Origin of the sequence: Amycolatopsis sp. BJA-103 (genome assembly GCF_002849735.1) — a bacterium.
GTDB lineage: Bacteria > Actinomycetota > Actinomycetes > Mycobacteriales > Pseudonocardiaceae > Amycolatopsis.
The window spans coordinates 4,438,325-4,452,912 of the sequence record NZ_CP017780.1 but is presented as its reverse complement, the minus strand read 5'-3'; the positions used below and the strand labels follow the sequence as shown (position 1 = coordinate 4,452,912).

The following is a 14,588-nucleotide window of genomic DNA, read 5'->3' as shown; positions in this document are numbered from 1 at the left end:
CGTCCGCCGGTTTCTCTGCTGTGAGCGGATCAGCCCACAGCAGGGCGGTCCACTGTGGATCGCCGGACCGGCACGAACCATACGGCGATCGTCAGGACGACGGCGAAGACGAGGATGAGGAGATCGACGGTGAAACCGGGCTGGACCGGAAGGCCGAGGTGGATCCGATCGTCGCCGACGAAGGTCAGCAGACAGGTCGAGATCAGCGTCAGCAGCGCGGAGACACTGAGCATGATCTGCCCCGCCCGGACCCTGGCGAGCAGGCTCGCGCCACCTGCCACCGCGGCCACTCCGGCAAGGACCAGGCTGAAGTCTCCCACCATGATCGACAGCTCCGAGAACTCGAAGAAGTAGTACGCCTGGTGCATCAGCATCGCGTTCGTGAGCAGGGCGAAGCCGAGCACCATGCCCGCCACCCCCGCCAGGACCGCGAACACCGAAGGCATGGCGATTCCGGGGGAAGGCGGACGCGGCGCGGGGTTTTCGACACCGCTCGCGGCTTGTGCCAGGAGCGGGAGCGCGTGGTCCGGCAGCATGCGCGCTTGCGGCGCTTTCGCCACCAGCCCGCGGATGACGTCCGCCAGCGGCCCGTGCGTCCGGTGGAACGGCGGCTGTTCGTTGACGACGGCGTACAGCGTGGCCGCGATGTTCACCCGGTGGAAAGGATTCACGCCTTCGCTCGCGCTGAGCAGCGTCACGCCGAGCGACCAGAGATCCGAGTGGGGAGTGCCTTCGTGGCCCGCGATCCGTTCGGGGGCGAGGAAGGCGGGTGAACCGGACGGGTCGAGGGCGCCGGCGATCCCGAAGCCGGTCAGCTTCACCGTGCCGTCGGGGCACACCAGGATGTTCGCGGGCCGGACGTCGCCGTGCACGACGCCCGCCGTATGCGCGGCGGCGAGCGCGCCGAGCGCCTGCCTGCCGATGTCGGCGACGAATCGCGGCGGCAGCGGGCCGGAGGACGCCACGTCTTCCAGAGTCCGCGCTTCGACGAGGTCCATCACGAGGTACGGCACCCCGTCCGTCACGACGACGTCGAGCACGGGCACCACCGACGGGTGATCCACCGCGACACCGGCCTCACGCTGAAGCCGTTCCACGACGACCGCGCGGGCGGCCTCGTCCAGTGGGGGAAGAACCAGTTCCTTGATCGCGACCTGACGGCCGTCGGTGCCGTCTTCCCCACGCCACAGCACGGCCGCCCCGTCGCCGCCCAGCTTCTCGAGCAGGGTGTAGCGCTCGGCGATCGTTCGTGAAACTGCCGTCACAGTGGGTCTCCTCGAATCCTGAAGGGTCTCCGAGGCACGCTAATCAGCGATCATGAAAAACCGATGAAATGGCGGATCATCCATAGCGACCCAGCTTCACTGGATATATTCACAGTCATGCTGAGCTTGGCGGCGCTGGTCGAGGACCCCGATCTCGAACTGCGGGTGGTCGTCCCCGGCCGCGACGGGGCACTGGCCGAGCAGGTGCTGTGGGTGCACAACACCGAGCTGCCCGATCCCGCGCCGTACGTGCGGGAACACGAGGTCGTGCTGACCAACGGCCTGTGGCTGGACCGCACCGGCCCGGCGGACTTCGTCGCGCGGGTGGTCCGCGCGGGAGCGGCGGGGATCATCTTCGGCCTTCGCGTCGAGCAGCGTGACACTCCGCCGGAGCTCGCCGAGGCGTGCCGGGAAGCCGGACTGCCCCTGCTGGAGATCTCGGTGGCGGTGCCGTTCACGGCGGTCACCCGCGCGGCGGCGGCGATCCAGGCCAGGGGCAGGCAGAACGCGCTGATGTCGTTGGTGCGCCGAGGAGACGAGCTGACCTCGGCGCTGTCGAGGGGCGCCGGAGCTTCCGGGGTACTCGAGGTCCTCCGCCGCGAACACGAGCTGCCGCTGGCGGTCGTCGACCGGATGGGCCGGGAGCTGGCGGCCGCCGGTGCCGAGCTGGACGCCGGCCAGTCGCGTGCAGCGGCGGAGGCCCTGGCCAGGCGTCCGCCGCCACTGGAAGCGGACCTCGGAGCGGGGACGCGGGCGGCGCTGTTCCCGGTCGGCGCGATCGGCGACGCGGACGCCGTGCTGCTCTGCCTGCGTCCCGCGGCCGAGCTGACGCAGGGGGAGCGGGACGCGCTGGAGCAGACCGCCCGCTACCTCAGCCTGGAGGTCGCCCGGCACCAGGCGGTGCAGGCCATCGAGATGCGGTTCGCCGTCGAGCTGCTGGACATGGTGCTCTCCGGTGCGCAGCGCGCCGCGGAGGTGCCCGGCAGGTTGCGGGCCTTCGGCGTCGACCCGGACGGGCCGCTGGCGGTGCTCGCGCTGGCGTTCGCGGGCGACGACGCCACCGCGACCCTGCCGGGGATGGCGGAGGCCGTGACGGACTTCCTGCTGGCGGACGGCTTGCCCGCGGTCGTGGCGGCGGGCAGCCGGGACGTCGTGGCGGTCCTGCCCTGGCGGTCGGGAACGCATGCGCCCGCCGCGCTCGCGCCCCGGCTGGCGGCCGCGGTGTCGCATCGGTTCTCCGGCGCGCGCGTGGTCGTCGGGCTGGCCGATCCCGTGTCCGGCGCGGCCGAACTGCGCGCACCGTTGTCGCGCAGCCGCGAGGCTTGTCGCGTGCTCCGCGGCAGGCGTGGCGGACCGGTGGCCGCGAGTTTCGCCGAGCTGGGCAGCTACCGGCTGCTGCTGGAGTCGCACGACGAGCAGTGGCGGCACACTTTCGCCGACGCCTTGCTCGGCCCGCTGCGCGAGCACGACAGAGCCCGCGACGGCGACCTGGAGACGACCCTGCGGGCGTTCCTCGACCACGACGGCCAATGGGCGGCCACCGCCGCGGCCCTGTTCGTGCACGTCAACACCTTGCGCAACCGGCTGGCGAAGGTCACCGAGCTGACCGGCCGCGACGTCGGGCGGACCGCGGACCGGGTCGACCTGTTCCTGGCTTTGGAAGCTGGTCAGTCCGGATAGACCGCAGGATCGACTTCGAGGCGCCGCAAGGGTTCCGAAGGCAAGGCCGGGTCGGCGAGCGCCGCGGCCGCCACGTCCCGGCACCGGGCGAACCGGACGTCACCGAGGCCGAGCCCGAACTCGACGAGCTCGCGCACGGCGGCCAGCCGTCCCGGCCTGCCCGACAGGAACGGGTGCAGGCACAGGTTGAACAGGCAGCGGTAGCGGCGCATCGCGTCCAGTTCCGCGCGCCACATCTCCAGCACCCGCACCGGAGAGGTGATCACCGATCCGATCTGAGGCGCGGGAAGGAACGCGTACTGCTCCCAGTCGTCGAGTGACCAGTGCACGGGAAGCTCGGCGATCCGGCCCGCGCCGGTTTCGATCAGGTAGGGCCGGTCGTCGGCCATCAGCGACGAGTCGTAGCTCAGCCCGTGCTCGGCCACCAGCCCTGGAGTGTCCCAAGTGGACTCCCAGCCCGCCGCCCGGTGCCCGCTGATCTCGATGCCCTGGCTCGCGAAGACCGCCATGCCCCGCTCGAAATCGGCTCGCTGCTCGGCGGCGGTCATCGTCGTCGGCGGCCGGTGGCTGTAGGAGTGGTGCGCCACCTCGTGCCCCCGCTCGACGATCTCGGCGGCCAGGCCGGGCCGCTGTTCGGCGACCCAGCCCGGGACGAAGAACGTCGCCGGTACGGCCAGTTCGTCGAGCAGGCCGAGGATGCGCGGCACCCCGACCCGGGGCCCGTACGCCTGATGGGACATGGTCGACAGGTGATCCGCGTAGCCCCGCCCTCGCGCGAGGATCGGGGATTCCGCGTCCACGTCGAAGGTCAGGGTCGCCACCGCGGCCGCGCCGCCGTGCCAGCTTGGTTCCGTCACGCTTGCCGACTCTCCCGCCAGCGGCGCGAGTTCGCCACCGTGACGGTCGGGGAGACCATCGCCCGGTCGAATTCTTCCAGCGGTTCCGCCGCGGCGACACGGGCGGGCAGATCGGGGTTGGCGAGCGCGCCGTGCCCGAGTGAGAGCAGGTCTGCGTGCCCGCCGGCCAGCACCTCGCGTGCCTGCTCGAGGTCGTGCATCCCGCCGTTGGCGATCACCGGCAGACCGGTGACCCGCCGGGCGAGGGCGGTGATGGTGCCGCCGTCGGGCAGCTTCGCCGTCTCCAGCCAGTTCCGGCCCTCGCTGGCGATGTGGAGGAAGTTCGCGCCCGCCTCGGCGACAGCGGCGAAGATCACCTCGGCGTCTTCGCGGCCGCCTGGCCAGCGATAGGTGAAGTCGTTGACCTTCGTCTGGGACAGCCGCACCCCGGTCAGCAGATCGGGCACGGCTTCGGCGACGGCGGTCACGACGCGAGCGGTCAGCCGGATCCGATGCGCGACCGGGCCGCCGTACTCGTCGGTGCGCTGATTGGTGTAGTCGGTGAGGAACTGGTCCAGCAGATAACCGTTGGCGGCGTGCACCTCGACGCCGTCGAACCCGGCCAGGCGGGCACGCACGGCCGCGGCGGCGAACCCCTCGACGAGGTCGTCGATCTCGGCGACGGTCAGCTCCCGGGGTACCGGCCACGGCCCGGAACCGCCGTACGCGGGCATCATCTCCCGGAGCGGCTGGACGGCCGACGGGCCGACGGTGTGGTCCTGGTGCGGATTTCCCTGGGAGAGCGCCCCGGCGTGCATGAGCTGGGCGATCATCCGCCCGCCCGCCGCGCGCACTCCGGCGGTGACGACGCGCCAGCCCGCGACGTGCTCGTCACTCGCGAGACCAGGCTGGTTGAGATAGCCCTGGCTGGCCGCCGTGTCGGGGTAGGTGCCCTCGCTGAACACCAGGCCGAACCCGCCGCGGGCGAACTCGGCGTAGTAGTCGGCCATTTCGCCGGTCGGGGTGCCGTCGGGCCGCGCCGAGACGCGGGTCATCGGGGCGACGGCGTAGCGGTTGCGCAGCGCGAGACCGCCGAGAGTGATCGGGGCCAGCGCGGGGTGGGCGTGGCCGACGGTGGTGGTCATGACGGGTTTCCTCCATTGTGGACGATTTCGATGGCGAGCGGGGAAAGTCCGGCGTCGCTGATTCGCACGAGATCCTGCGGGCAGGCGGAGACCACGACGACGCAGTCCATTTCGGCCCGCAGGGTCACCGCGTCGCCTGGCCGCGAAGAGGCGGTCAGCCAGCTGAGCCGTCCTGCCTCGCCGACCGGGATGCGCATGAAGACGTTGATCGGCTGAGGAGTCGGACCGGTGAAGCCCAGGCCGGTTTCCTGCAGCGCTTCGAGCAGGTTCGTCGCGCAGGACCGGTGACCGGGGGCTCCCAGCGCGGCGTAGCGGGCCGGGTCGCAGGCCGGGATGAGCATGTCGTGCTCACCGGGGGAGGTGTCCTCGACCAGGGTCAGGATCGGGCGGCGCCGGTCGGTCACGAAGGGCTCGCCGACGGCGGGGAACAGCCTGTCGTTCGCGGCGCGGGTGTGCGCCGCGCTGTGGTGCTCGTTCCCGCTGCCGGTGAACGCGAACACGTCGCCGACCTGGCCTCCGTCGACGTCGATCACCCGCACCAGGTCTCCCGCGGTCACCCGGACGGCCTTGGCGGTCCCCGGGGGCACTTCCGTTCTGCTCATGTCTTCAGCCAACAGGTGATCGCGGTGCGCCCGCCATGGAGGAATGTCCATGATCACGCTTGATCGATGGACGAATCTCCAAGGTCGGAACTGCTTTCGACTTTGACCATTTTCGAGGTCCGGGGTTAGTGTTCGGCGATGGAAGACGTGGACGCGGCCGGGCGGGACTTCTGGTCGTTCGTGGCACTGGCGAACCGGCGGCTCGCGCAGGAGTACGGCTTCCGGCATCAGCTGGCGACCGAGGTGCTGCTGACCCTCAACCGTGCCTCGGACCTGGTGACCTACGACCTCGAAGCCGCGGTGCACCGGCCGCGTGGCCGGTCCTGGTCGGCGTTCCGGCTGCTGTTCGTGGTCTGGCTCGCCGGGCCGCTCGAACCGACGAGCGCCGCCCGGCTGACCGGGATGAGCCGGGCGGCGGTGTCGAACCTGGTCAAGACACTGGTCGCGGAGGGGATGCTCCACCGGGCCCCCGACGAGCGGGACGGCCGTTCGGTGCAGCTGTCGCTGACCGAGGCCGGGCAAGAGGAGATGGTCTCGGTCTTCCGCGAGCACAACGAGCGCGAGTTCGGCTGGACGAACGCGCTGACCGAGACCGAACAGCGCATCCTCGTGATGCTGCTGGGGAAACTGATCACGAGCCGCGAGGAGTTCGGCGCCCGGAGCCGCAACTAGGGGCTGAAGGACGCTTTCACCGCGTGCCATGCGGGGAAAGCGCCCTTCGCCGCGTCGGATGCGGGGAAAGTCCCCTTCAGCTCCATCGGCCCTTCCCGTCACCCGGAAGACCGGACTACGCTGCCCGAAGAGTAGTAAAAGTGTGAACTAAATCGGCGAGGAGGAGACCATGGTGGACGTCGGGCGGATTCCCCCGCTCTTCGCCGGGTTGTGCGACGACGCCGCGGTGTTCCCGCCGGGCCTGGCCCCGCTGCCGGACGCCGTCGTGGCGCACGACGAGCACGTCTCCGCCTGGTACTCCGGCCTCGTCGGACCGCTGGTGGTCGCCGCCACCGCGCTCGACGACCTCGCCGAGGTCCTGCGTGAGCGGGTCACCCCGCTTCCGATCGCGGTGACGCTGCCTGGTGGCCCCGCGCAGCTCGACGGCGTGCTCAAGGCCGTCGACGCGCTGCCGGTGCGTCTCGACGCGCTCGAAATCGCCGTCCCGGACGGGATGGGGCCGGACGAGCTGCTCGCCGCGATTTCCGGTGCCACCGCGCCGGTCTACGTCGAGATCCCGCGTGACGACCGGCGACTCCCGTTGCTGACCGCCCTTTCCGGCACCGGCCACCGCGCGAAGTTCCGCACCGGCGGTGTCCGTGCCGAGCTGTACCCCGGCGAAGCCGAACTCGCCGCCGCCGTCCGGGCGGCCGCCGGGGCCGGCGTCCCGTTCAAGGCCACCGCCGGGCTGCACCACGCGCTCCGCAACACCGATCCGGAAACCGGCTTCGAACAGCACGGATTCCTGAACCTGCTGCTGGCCACCGACGCCGTCCTCCACGCCGACGGCGACCCCGAAGCCCTGCTCGCCGAGCGGGACGGCGCCGTCGTCGCCGACCGCCTCCGGGCGCTGGCCGCGGACCGAGTCGCCGCCGCCCGCGCGGGCTTCACGTCGTTCGGCACCTGCAGCATCACCGACCCCCTGACCGAACTGGCCGGACTCGGCCTGCTCGCGACGCCCCGAGGAGAGGCATGACCACGATCGACATCCCCGCGGATTCCCTGTTCGGGATCGGCAACCTGCCCTACGGCGTGTTCTCCGTCGACGGCGATTCCCCCCGCGTCGGCGTACGAGTCGGCGACTCGGTCCTCGACCTGGCCGCGGCGCTCGGTGACGACGTCTTCGCCGCGCCGACGCTGAACCCGTTCATGGCACAGGGATACGACCGCTGGGTGGCCGTCCGGGAGCGGATCCGCGAGCTGATCACCGGCGAGATCCCCGACGGCGCGGTCCATCCCGTCGCGCGGGTGACCCTGCACCTGCCGATCGAGGTCGCGGACTACGTCGACTTCTACGCCTCCGAACACCACGCTTCGAACGTCGGCAGGCTGTTCCGCCCCGACGCGGAACCGTTGCTGCCCAACTGGAAGCACCTCCCGGTCGGCTACCACGGACGCTCCGGCACGGTCCTGGTCTCCGGCACGGACGTCGTGCGCCCGAGCGGCCAGCGCAAGACCCCGGCCGACGTCGCGCCGGTGTTCGGGCCGAGCACGCGGCTGGACATCGAAGCGGAGATGGGTTTCGTCGTCGGCACCGGAACCCCGCTGAACACCCCGATCTCCCCGGATTCCTTCTCCCGCCACGTTTTCGGCGCGGTCCTGCTCAACGACTGGTCTGCCCGCGACATCCAGGCGTGGGAATACGTCCCGCTGGGCCCGCACCTCGGCAAGAGCTTCGCGACCTCGATCTCCCCTTGGGTGGTCCCGATCCTGGCGCTGGAGGCCGCGCGGATCCCGCTGCCGGGCCAGACGGATCCCTTGCCGCTGCCCTATTTGCAGGAGCGGAAACCGTGGGGCCTCGACATCGACCTGGTCATCGAATGGAACGGCGAGGAGGTCAGCCGTCCGCCCTTCCGCGAGATGTACTGGTCGCCCGCCCAGATGCTCGCGCACCTGACGGTCAACGGCGCTTCGTCGCGCACTGGAGACCTCTACGGATCCGGGACGATCTCCGGACCGGAGAAGCACCAGCGCGGCGCTTTCCTCGAATTGTCTTGGGGCGGAAAGGAACCGCTCACGGTCAAGGGGGAGGAGCGCACGTTCCTGCTCGACGGTGACGAGGTCGTGATCACCGGGACCGCACCCGGCGCGGACGGCGCGCGGATCGGGTTCGGCGAGGTGCGGGGCCGCGTGCTGCCCGCGAAGTGACCGGGTCGCTCACTCCTGGGGCGACTCGAGGCGCAACTGCCGGTTGAGCACCGCTCGCGCGACTTCGGTCACCGGAATCCGGTGGCTGAAGGCGTGGGCACGCAACCGAACCAAGGCGTCTTCGAGGCTGATCCGGAGCTCGGTGGCCAGCATTCCGGTCGCGACGTTCACGTCGTCGTAGTGACCCGCGACGTCGGGCCGCGCCCAGCGCGCGTGCGCGGCTTCCCCGCCGTTGCTGTCGGTCAGCAGCGCGGTGGTGGCGATGGTGGCCAGCGCGAGCGCGTCGCCCAAGCCCTCCCGGCTCAGCGTCCCGGGTTCGCGGCGGTAGAGATCCAGGGTGCCGAGCCGGAGCGCGCCGACCCCCAGCGGGAAGGCGAACGCCGCGCCGACCCCACTCGCCGCGGCGCCGTCGGCGAATCCGGGCCAGCGCTGCTCGTCGACGGCTAGTTCGTCGACCAGTACGGGATCGCCGACGGTGAAGGCTTCGACCCCGGGGCCTTCGCCGACCGTGTACTGCAACTCCTCCAGAGACGTGGCCCAAGGTCCGTTCGCGGCGACCAGCTCTTGGTCGTGATCCCGCAATCGCAGGGAGACCGCCGCCCCGTCGACGTCGAGCTCCTCGACGGCGACCGCGCAGACCACGCCGACCCATCCGGTGTCCGGAGCGCGATCCGCCCCGTGGTCGATGACGAGCCGCCACAACCGCTCCCGGCGCCGACCGTCCACCGTCGCCACCTCCGTTCCGCCGACTCCGGCCTCATCATCACCCACCGGAACCTGGGGCCGCAGCGCGGAACGAGACGATCACCCACCCCGAGGAAAGGCGGGCTTCGGGTAGGCCGCCAGCCGGTGCGCCAGATCCGCCCCGCCGTCGAACAGGGGCGGCGGCTCGGGGCGCGGCGAGCGTTCGCCCGAGAGCAGCCCCTGGGCGAACTCGGCCACGACCCGGGGAGCGGGGAGTGGCTCGGCGGTGAGGTAACCGGCGACGACGAGCTCCTCGCCGGCGTGCGTCTCGATGGTCAATGCCCATCCGTGTCGTTCCGTCCAGAGCAGCGCCACATCGCGGTCCGGCCGGTCGGGAAGCCGCCGTTCCAAGGCGATGTACGCGCTCGCCGTCGGTTCGGCCTGCGTGTAGAACGCTTCGCCTTGCAGGCCCAGCTCCTCGTTCACCAGGCGCACATACCGCTGGAGGCCCTGCAGGGCCGCTTCTCCGAAGTTCGTTTCCATCCGATCGCCACCTCACGGTCGGTGTACTGGATGTCCGGAAACGCACCGGTTCAAACAGACTCGACGAAGGCGCTAGTAGCGAAGGTCGGCGATGGCGTCCGCGAGAAGAGTCGACAATGGGCTGGAGCAACCTCGCCAGAGGCGCGGCGGAAGCACTCCCGGGTTCCGGCTGGTAGACGGTGATCGCCTGGTCCTCGGCTCCGGCGATGGCCAGCGTCTGGCGGCTCAGGGTGTTTGGACACGGTCTAATGCCCGAGAGGGGGTTGGACCGTCGGGAGAGTCGAGCGCAGCGGCCACGCGAGGACCTGGACGACGGAGGCGGGGAGCGACAGTGTCGGCAGCAGCCGCGATTCCGCTTCGAGATCGGAGTCGACCCGGGCACAGCCGCAGTCCAGGTATTCCGCCGCGCCATAGCAGCGGTTTGCCAGATCGGACTCGAAGTCCAGGGGTGCGAGCCGGGCGAGCAGCCGGATCATCGGCGCGGTGACCGATGCCGGCCGGGCACGGAGTTCGTCCGCCATCAGCCGGGCCACGAGATCCGCGGACTCACCCGCGCCGGGGGAAGAGACACCGAGCCGCTCGCATACGGCGGCCACCAGCGGCGCGGTGTCCCACCCGGTCGACTGGCCGTTCAACCCAGCCAGCTCGGCGATCTCGGGATCTTCATTGCCTTCCAACAACAGGGCGACCGCGACGTCCGGCCACTGTCCCGACGCCAGGTACCCGTGACGTTGAGCCGCCATCGCCACCGAGAGCGCCATACGCGTCGAAGCTCTGTCCATCCGCCCGACTCTAAGCTCCCTGGACGGTACGCACTCCCGATTTTCTTCGCCGAACATGACACGCGGAGCGTTGTCACCTCATAGGATCTGTCCGGCCAGACGTCTCGATCCCCGGCGAGAGTTATGGAAGGCGCGCATGTCCCCCTTGGCGTACACGAGCATCGAAGCCATCCCGCGAGTGTTGCTGCTCGTGGTCGGGCTGCTTGGCCTGATCTTTTCGATCAAAGGACGCTCCAGGGGTGTCTCCGGCCTGATGGTGGGCGCCTTCGCGGTCTTGCTCCTCACGACGGTCGCGAGCATCGTGTGGCAGTTCGTGGTGGCGAACCTCTCGTCCTGGGCCGGCGAACTCACCGCCGACGAGATCCGCCTGGTCTTCATGGGCGTCGGCATCCCACTCGAACTCGCCTCGCTGCTTTCCTGGCTCCTGGTCGCGATCGCGGTCGTCAAGCACGGCCGTCAGCACCTGCGCCCCGCCGCACCGCAGTCCGGCCCTTCCGGATATCCGATGGGCGCACAGCCGGGGTTCCCTGCTCCGCAACCCGGTTACGCTCAGCCCGGCCAGCCGCAGCCCACCCCTCCGGTTCAGCAGCCGCCGAGCTAGCGTGCGCTAGGTTGCCTGCCATGACCGATCTCGGCTCTGTCGCCTGGCCACCGGCTCCGATCGAGACCGAGCGGCTCGTGCTCCGCGAGTCCGAGGCGCGGGATCGTGCGGTGTTCATCGACTTGTTCGCCTCGCCCGAAGTGGGCACTTACATCGGTGGTCCTCAATCGCGTGAGGAGCTCGAGCGCACGCGACCTGAGATTCCAGGACGGCGTCCCGGCTTGTTCGTGGTCGAACTCGACGGTGCGATGATCGGCATGATCACGCTCGATCAGCGTGCCGCGGAGCGCCCCGGGCACGTCCGCCCGGACGCGGGGGAGTCGGAGCTCGGCTACCTCTTCCTGCCGCAGGCGTGGGGACACGGATACGCCGCCGAGGCCTGCGCGGCGGCGCTCGGCTGGTTCGCCGACGCGGTTCCCGGTGAGCCGGTGGTGCTCTGCACCCAGACCGCCAACGACCGTTCGGTGCGTGTCGCGGAGAAACTGGGTTTCGCCGAAGTGGAGCGATTCGAGGAATATGGCGCCGAGCAGTGGTTCGGAGTCTGGTATCCAGTCCCGTCGACCGGCCTGTAGCTCCTCTGAACCGGCGACATCCGATCGAGTGCCACCCGGCCCCATCGTCCACATCCGGCAAGGACTTCGGCAGAATCGAACGAGTGCCGCTCACTTCGAAGCATCGATCTCCACACAGGATCGCCGGAATTCGACGACCGCGATCCCGGCGACGCCCGGCACGTGGCTTCTCCAGGCTGCTGGGCTGGGATGGCTGGCTCAAACTGGGTTCACTGCTCACGGCTGTCGCCGCCGTCGCGGCCCTGTGGTTCACCGCTCAATCCCTGCGGACCACTCAGAATCAGGTCGCGCTTTCCGAACAAGGTCAGCTCACCGACCGATTCGGCAAAGCCGTCGAGCAAATCGGGTCGGACAAACTCGACGTGAGGCTGGGCGGGATTTACGCCCTCGAACGGCTTGCCCGCGATTCACGCCGCGATCACCCCACCATCATGGAAGTCCTCACCGGCTTCATCCGCGGTCACGCCCCCAGTACCTCTTGTCCCGAACCGACTCCTGACTATCAACCGCCGACCGATATCCAAGCCGCCATCACCGTCATCGGCCGTCGCACCGTCGACCACGACATCGATGTCCTGAACCTGGCGCGCACCTGCCTGGCCAAGGCCGACCTCGAGGAGAGCGCGCTCGCGTCCGCCCACCTCTCGGGCGCCAACCTCGCCGAAGCGGCGCTCGTGCGCGCGAACCTGAGCGGCGCGAACCTCCGCGGCGTCCGGCTCGACGGCGCGACACTCCACATGGCCGCCCTCGTCCAGGCACGACTTCCCCGCGCGAGCCTGGACACCACCGATCTCTCCCACGCCGACCTCACCGACGCCAGCCTCGACCAGGCCGACCTCACCAACGCCGATTTCACCAACGCGAAACTCGTGCGAACCGATTTCCGGGGAGCGATCCTGACCGAGGTACGCGGTCTGAAGTGAAACCTGGTTGATCACCTTGCGAGGCCGTGACACTCTGCCGACAGTTAAGGCCTACCCAAGGAGCTGTTCTTGACCCTCGAGACGACCCCGGCGATCGACGCCGCGCTGGCGAGGCGTCTGGTCGATACGCAGTTCCCTCAGTGGGCCGAGTTGCCGCTGTTTCCGTTCACCCCGGCCGGATCGGACCACGTGATCTACCGGCTGGGCGAGGAACTGTCCGTCCGGATCCCTCGCCATGCAGGTGCGATCACGCAGGCGAGGAAGGAAGCCGAGTGGTTGCCGCGGCTCGCCCCGCACCTGCCCTTGGCGGTCCCCGTACCGGTGGAGGTGGGAGAGCCGGACTTCGGCTATCCGTGGCAGTGGGCGGTATCGCGCTGGTTGGACGGCGAGGTGGCGACCGTCGATGCTCTCTCCGGTTCGCACGAGGCCGCCGTCGCACTGGCCGAGTTCCTGACCGCACTCCACCGGTTCGACGCCGAAACGACCGAGGACCTCACCGGTCAGCCACTGTCCACACGGGACACGGCGACCCGATCCGCCATCACGAAAGCCGGTGACGCCTTCGACACCGCGGCGATGGGCGAGTTGTGGGAAGCGGCGCTCGCCGCCCCTGACCGGGACCGTCCACCGGTATGGTTCCACGGCGACTTCCACACCGGCAACCTGCTGACGACCCAGGGCCGCCTCAGCGCTGTCATCGACTTCGGCGAACTCGGAATGGGCGATCCGGCCCGCGACCTGATCATCGCCTTCACCCTCATGTCGGCCGAAACGCGAGCCACCTTCCGCACCACGCTCGACGTGGACGACGCCACCTGGACCCGCGGTCGCGGATGGGCCCTGGCCACCGGGTTGAACGCCTACATTTGTTACGCCGCAGTCAATCCGCGCGTCGCCGCACAGACGACCCGCCAGATCGCCCAAGCCCTCGCCGGCTGAACCCGCCCGCTATTCGGGGCGGGTGAACAACGGATGCACCACGTTCGTCAGGTAATTCGGAGCGATTCGCGGTGCGCTGGCGGGCTCGCCGGCCGTGTAGGCCCCGACCGGGCGGCCGTCGGAGTCCTCCACCTCGATCCTTTCCGGGATGGCGGTACCGCCCGACACGATCAGGACCGGGCGGCCCTCCCGGTACTCCAACGTCAGGGGGCCCGTCTCAGGCTGCGGCAGTTCCTTGATCACCATCTGAAGCAACCTACTGCCGGTGGACCAGGGCTGCCATGCGCCAAGGCCGGATTCACCTACCCCGGCGGTCGTCCTGCCGGGGAAAGCGCCCCGCGCGGTGCGGCGGCGTCCGCCGTCCCCAGGCATCGGCCCCCGTCGAACAGCCCCAGTTCGTAGTGCACGGTGTGCTCGTCGTGTCCGCTGACGGCGATCCCGATGTCGTAGTTGCCGGGGTAAAGGACCTCGCCGAGGTAGTTCGCCTCGTATCGCCAGGGGAGATACCGAGGGAGCTTCTTGACGGCGCTGTCTCCCAGGAGACCCTGTGCGTGGGACGCGATCGCCTCGTCGTAAAACCCGAGCTGGGCGATGTAGTTGACGTGCCGGTTGAGATCGACGTCCCCGACGCGGGCGCGGACAGCGGACGTGGCGGGGTAGTGGTCCCGTTCGCGGCGGCGTGGATCGGGTTTCGCCGCGGCCGCCGCACCTGATTCCGGCAGCCTCAGCTCCTCGAGATCGGCGAGCAGAGCGTCCGGTAAGGCAAGCGGCCCGGACCTGTCGGCGAGCACGATGGTGGCGTCGGCCGTGGCGACGAGCTGTCCGTCGGCGAACATGCCCTGACCGTAGGTGTAGGAGGTCCGGCCGATCGTCCGGATCCCGGTGCCGATCCGGACGGTCGCGCCGGTCGCGCCGAACGCCGCTCGCCGTTCGACCCGCTGGCCGACGAACAGGATGTGGAAGGGCCCGAACCCGCCGTCTGCCACGAGCTTTTCGAAGCGGGAGAAGCGAAGAAGGACCCGGGGATACTCGAACAGGCGCGCCAGTGCCACCGTGCTCGTCGTGCCGTCCGGTGCGAGGTCGCCGAACCGTTGCACCACTTGCCGGTGGTCGGGAAAGGCGGACGGCTGTCCGTCGATGGTCAACGTCGTTCCTTT

General features: G+C 69.9%; 17 protein-coding genes. 8 read left to right on the top strand and 9 right to left on the bottom strand.

Annotated features, from left to right (window positions below; genetic code table 11):
* Window positions 1-29 precede the first annotated feature (29 nt).
* Window positions 30-1,265: a serine/threonine-protein kinase gene (locus BKN51_RS19115; protein ID WP_101608939.1), complete on the bottom strand. Its 1,236-nt coding sequence runs from the start codon at window positions 1,263-1,265 to the stop codon at window positions 30-32.
* Window positions 1,266-1,382: 117 nt separating this feature from the next.
* On the opposite strand from BKN51_RS19115, the gene BKN51_RS19110 reads away from it, so the two are divergent.
* Window positions 1,383-2,945, top strand: coding sequence for a PucR family transcriptional regulator (locus tag BKN51_RS19110; protein WP_101608938.1), 1,563 nt, complete (start codon window positions 1,383-1,385; stop codon window positions 2,943-2,945).
* Here the strand turns inward: BKN51_RS19110 and BKN51_RS19105 are convergent.
* From BKN51_RS19105 to BKN51_RS19095, 3 genes are read right to left on the bottom strand one after another with little or no spacing between them, the layout of a single operon-like run.
* Window positions 2,933-3,802 (bottom strand): polysaccharide deacetylase family protein, encoded by an 870-nt coding sequence (locus tag BKN51_RS19105; RefSeq protein ID WP_101608937.1) that lies wholly within the window; start codon window positions 3,800-3,802, stop codon window positions 2,933-2,935. The genes BKN51_RS19110 and BKN51_RS19105 overlap by 13 nt on opposite strands.
* The gene (locus BKN51_RS19100) at window positions 3,799-4,926 is read right to left on the bottom strand and encodes an oxidoreductase (protein ID WP_101608936.1); all 1,128 of its coding nucleotides are present in this window, start codon (window positions 4,924-4,926) and stop codon (window positions 3,799-3,801) included. The genes BKN51_RS19105 and BKN51_RS19100 overlap by 4 nt, the downstream gene beginning before the upstream one ends.
* Window positions 4,923-5,528, bottom strand: coding sequence for a DUF1989 domain-containing protein (locus BKN51_RS19095; RefSeq protein WP_101608935.1), 606 nt, complete (start codon window positions 5,526-5,528; stop codon window positions 4,923-4,925). The genes BKN51_RS19100 and BKN51_RS19095 overlap by 4 nt, the downstream gene beginning before the upstream one ends.
* A gap of 138 nt (window positions 5,529-5,666) precedes the next feature.
* Here BKN51_RS19095 and BKN51_RS19090 point away from each other — a divergent pair, with 138 nt between their 5' ends.
* From BKN51_RS19090 to fahA, 3 genes are all read left to right on the top strand, one after another.
* Entirely contained in the window at window positions 5,667-6,200 is a 534-nt protein-coding gene (locus tag BKN51_RS19090; RefSeq protein ID WP_101608934.1) for a MarR family winged helix-turn-helix transcriptional regulator, read from the top strand.
* Between the two features lie 169 nt (window positions 6,201-6,369).
* Window positions 6,370-7,215: a hypothetical protein gene (locus BKN51_RS19085; RefSeq protein WP_101608933.1), complete on the top strand. Its 846-nt coding sequence runs from the start codon at window positions 6,370-6,372 to the stop codon at window positions 7,213-7,215.
* Complete coding sequence (fahA, locus tag BKN51_RS19080) at window positions 7,212-8,387, top strand: fumarylacetoacetase (RefSeq protein ID WP_101608932.1); 1,176 nt, start codon at window positions 7,212-7,214, stop codon at window positions 8,385-8,387. The genes BKN51_RS19085 and fahA overlap by 4 nt, the downstream gene beginning before the upstream one ends.
* Window positions 8,388-8,396: 9 nt before the next feature.
* Here fahA and BKN51_RS19075 read toward each other — a convergent pair whose 3' ends face one another.
* The 3 genes from BKN51_RS19075 to BKN51_RS19060 form a co-directional block, all read right to left on the bottom strand.
* Window positions 8,397-9,113 (bottom strand): ANTAR domain-containing protein, encoded by a 717-nt coding sequence (locus BKN51_RS19075; protein ID WP_101613310.1) that lies wholly within the window; start codon window positions 9,111-9,113, stop codon window positions 8,397-8,399.
* 78 nt (window positions 9,114-9,191) lie between these two features.
* Window positions 9,192-9,614 (bottom strand): DUF6292 family protein, encoded by a 423-nt coding sequence (locus BKN51_RS19070; RefSeq protein ID WP_101608931.1) that lies wholly within the window; start codon window positions 9,612-9,614, stop codon window positions 9,192-9,194.
* Between the two features lie 245 nt (window positions 9,615-9,859).
* A complete protein-coding gene (locus BKN51_RS19060; RefSeq protein WP_146044427.1) occupies window positions 9,860-10,396 on the bottom strand; it encodes a hypothetical protein in 537 nt (178 codons plus the stop codon).
* A 136-nt stretch (window positions 10,397-10,532) separates the two neighbouring features.
* Here BKN51_RS19060 and BKN51_RS19055 point away from each other — a divergent pair, with 136 nt between their 5' ends.
* The 4 genes from BKN51_RS19055 to BKN51_RS19040 all read left to right on the top strand — a co-directional run bounded on the left by BKN51_RS19055 (window position 10,533) and on the right by BKN51_RS19040 (window position 13,431).
* Window positions 10,533-10,997, top strand: coding sequence for a hypothetical protein (locus BKN51_RS19055; protein ID WP_101608929.1), 465 nt, complete (start codon window positions 10,533-10,535; stop codon window positions 10,995-10,997).
* 20 nt (window positions 10,998-11,017) lie between these two features.
* Entirely contained in the window at window positions 11,018-11,569 is a 552-nt protein-coding gene (locus BKN51_RS19050; protein WP_101608928.1) for a GNAT family N-acetyltransferase, read from the top strand.
* 83 nt (window positions 11,570-11,652) lie between these two features.
* Complete coding sequence (locus BKN51_RS44015) at window positions 11,653-12,492, top strand: pentapeptide repeat-containing protein (protein ID WP_101608927.1); 840 nt, start codon at window positions 11,653-11,655, stop codon at window positions 12,490-12,492.
* A gap of 69 nt (window positions 12,493-12,561) precedes the next feature.
* Entirely contained in the window at window positions 12,562-13,431 is an 870-nt protein-coding gene (locus tag BKN51_RS19040; RefSeq protein WP_101608926.1) for an aminoglycoside phosphotransferase family protein, read from the top strand.
* Between the two features lie 9 nt (window positions 13,432-13,440).
* On the opposite strand, the gene BKN51_RS19035 is transcribed toward BKN51_RS19040, so the two are convergent.
* Together BKN51_RS19035 and BKN51_RS19030 are read right to left on the bottom strand one after the other, a co-directional pair.
* Window positions 13,441-13,677 carry a hypothetical protein gene (locus BKN51_RS19035; protein WP_101608925.1) on the bottom strand — a complete coding sequence of 79 codons (237 nt, stop codon included), beginning with the start codon at window positions 13,675-13,677 and terminating at the stop codon, window positions 13,441-13,443.
* 56 nt (window positions 13,678-13,733) lie between these two features.
* Window positions 13,734-14,576, bottom strand: a complete 843-nt coding sequence (locus BKN51_RS19030; protein WP_199193125.1) for an acyl-CoA thioesterase — start codon at window positions 14,574-14,576, stop codon at window positions 13,734-13,736.
* Window positions 14,577-14,588: the final 12 nt, after the last annotated feature.

Coding starts and splice junctions, on each gene's coding strand:
- BKN51_RS19100 (WP_101608936.1), bottom strand. CDS start 4,926: ATGACCACCACCGTCGGCCACGCCCACCCCGCGCTGGCCCCGATCACT.
- BKN51_RS19055 (WP_101608929.1), top strand. CDS start 10,533: ATGTCCCCCTTGGCGTACACGAGCATCGAAGCCATCCCGCGAGTGTTG.
- BKN51_RS19110 (WP_101608938.1), top strand. CDS start 1,383: ATGCTGAGCTTGGCGGCGCTGGTCGAGGACCCCGATCTCGAACTGCGG.
- fahA (WP_101608932.1), top strand. CDS start 7,212: ATGACCACGATCGACATCCCCGCGGATTCCCTGTTCGGGATCGGCAAC.
- BKN51_RS19090 (WP_101608934.1), top strand. CDS start 5,667: ATGGAAGACGTGGACGCGGCCGGGCGGGACTTCTGGTCGTTCGTGGCA.
- BKN51_RS19050 (WP_101608928.1), top strand. CDS start 11,018: ATGACCGATCTCGGCTCTGTCGCCTGGCCACCGGCTCCGATCGAGACC.
- BKN51_RS19035 (WP_101608925.1), bottom strand. CDS start 13,677: ATGGTGATCAAGGAACTGCCGCAGCCTGAGACGGGCCCCCTGACGTTG.
- BKN51_RS19060 (WP_146044427.1), bottom strand. CDS start 10,396: ATGGACAGAGCTTCGACGCGTATGGCGCTCTCGGTGGCGATGGCGGCT.
- BKN51_RS19095 (WP_101608935.1), bottom strand. CDS start 5,528: ATGAGCAGAACGGAAGTGCCCCCGGGGACCGCCAAGGCCGTCCGGGTG.
- BKN51_RS19085 (WP_101608933.1), top strand. CDS start 6,370: ATGGTGGACGTCGGGCGGATTCCCCCGCTCTTCGCCGGGTTGTGCGAC.
- BKN51_RS19070 (WP_101608931.1), bottom strand. CDS start 9,614: ATGGAAACGAACTTCGGAGAAGCGGCCCTGCAGGGCCTCCAGCGGTAT.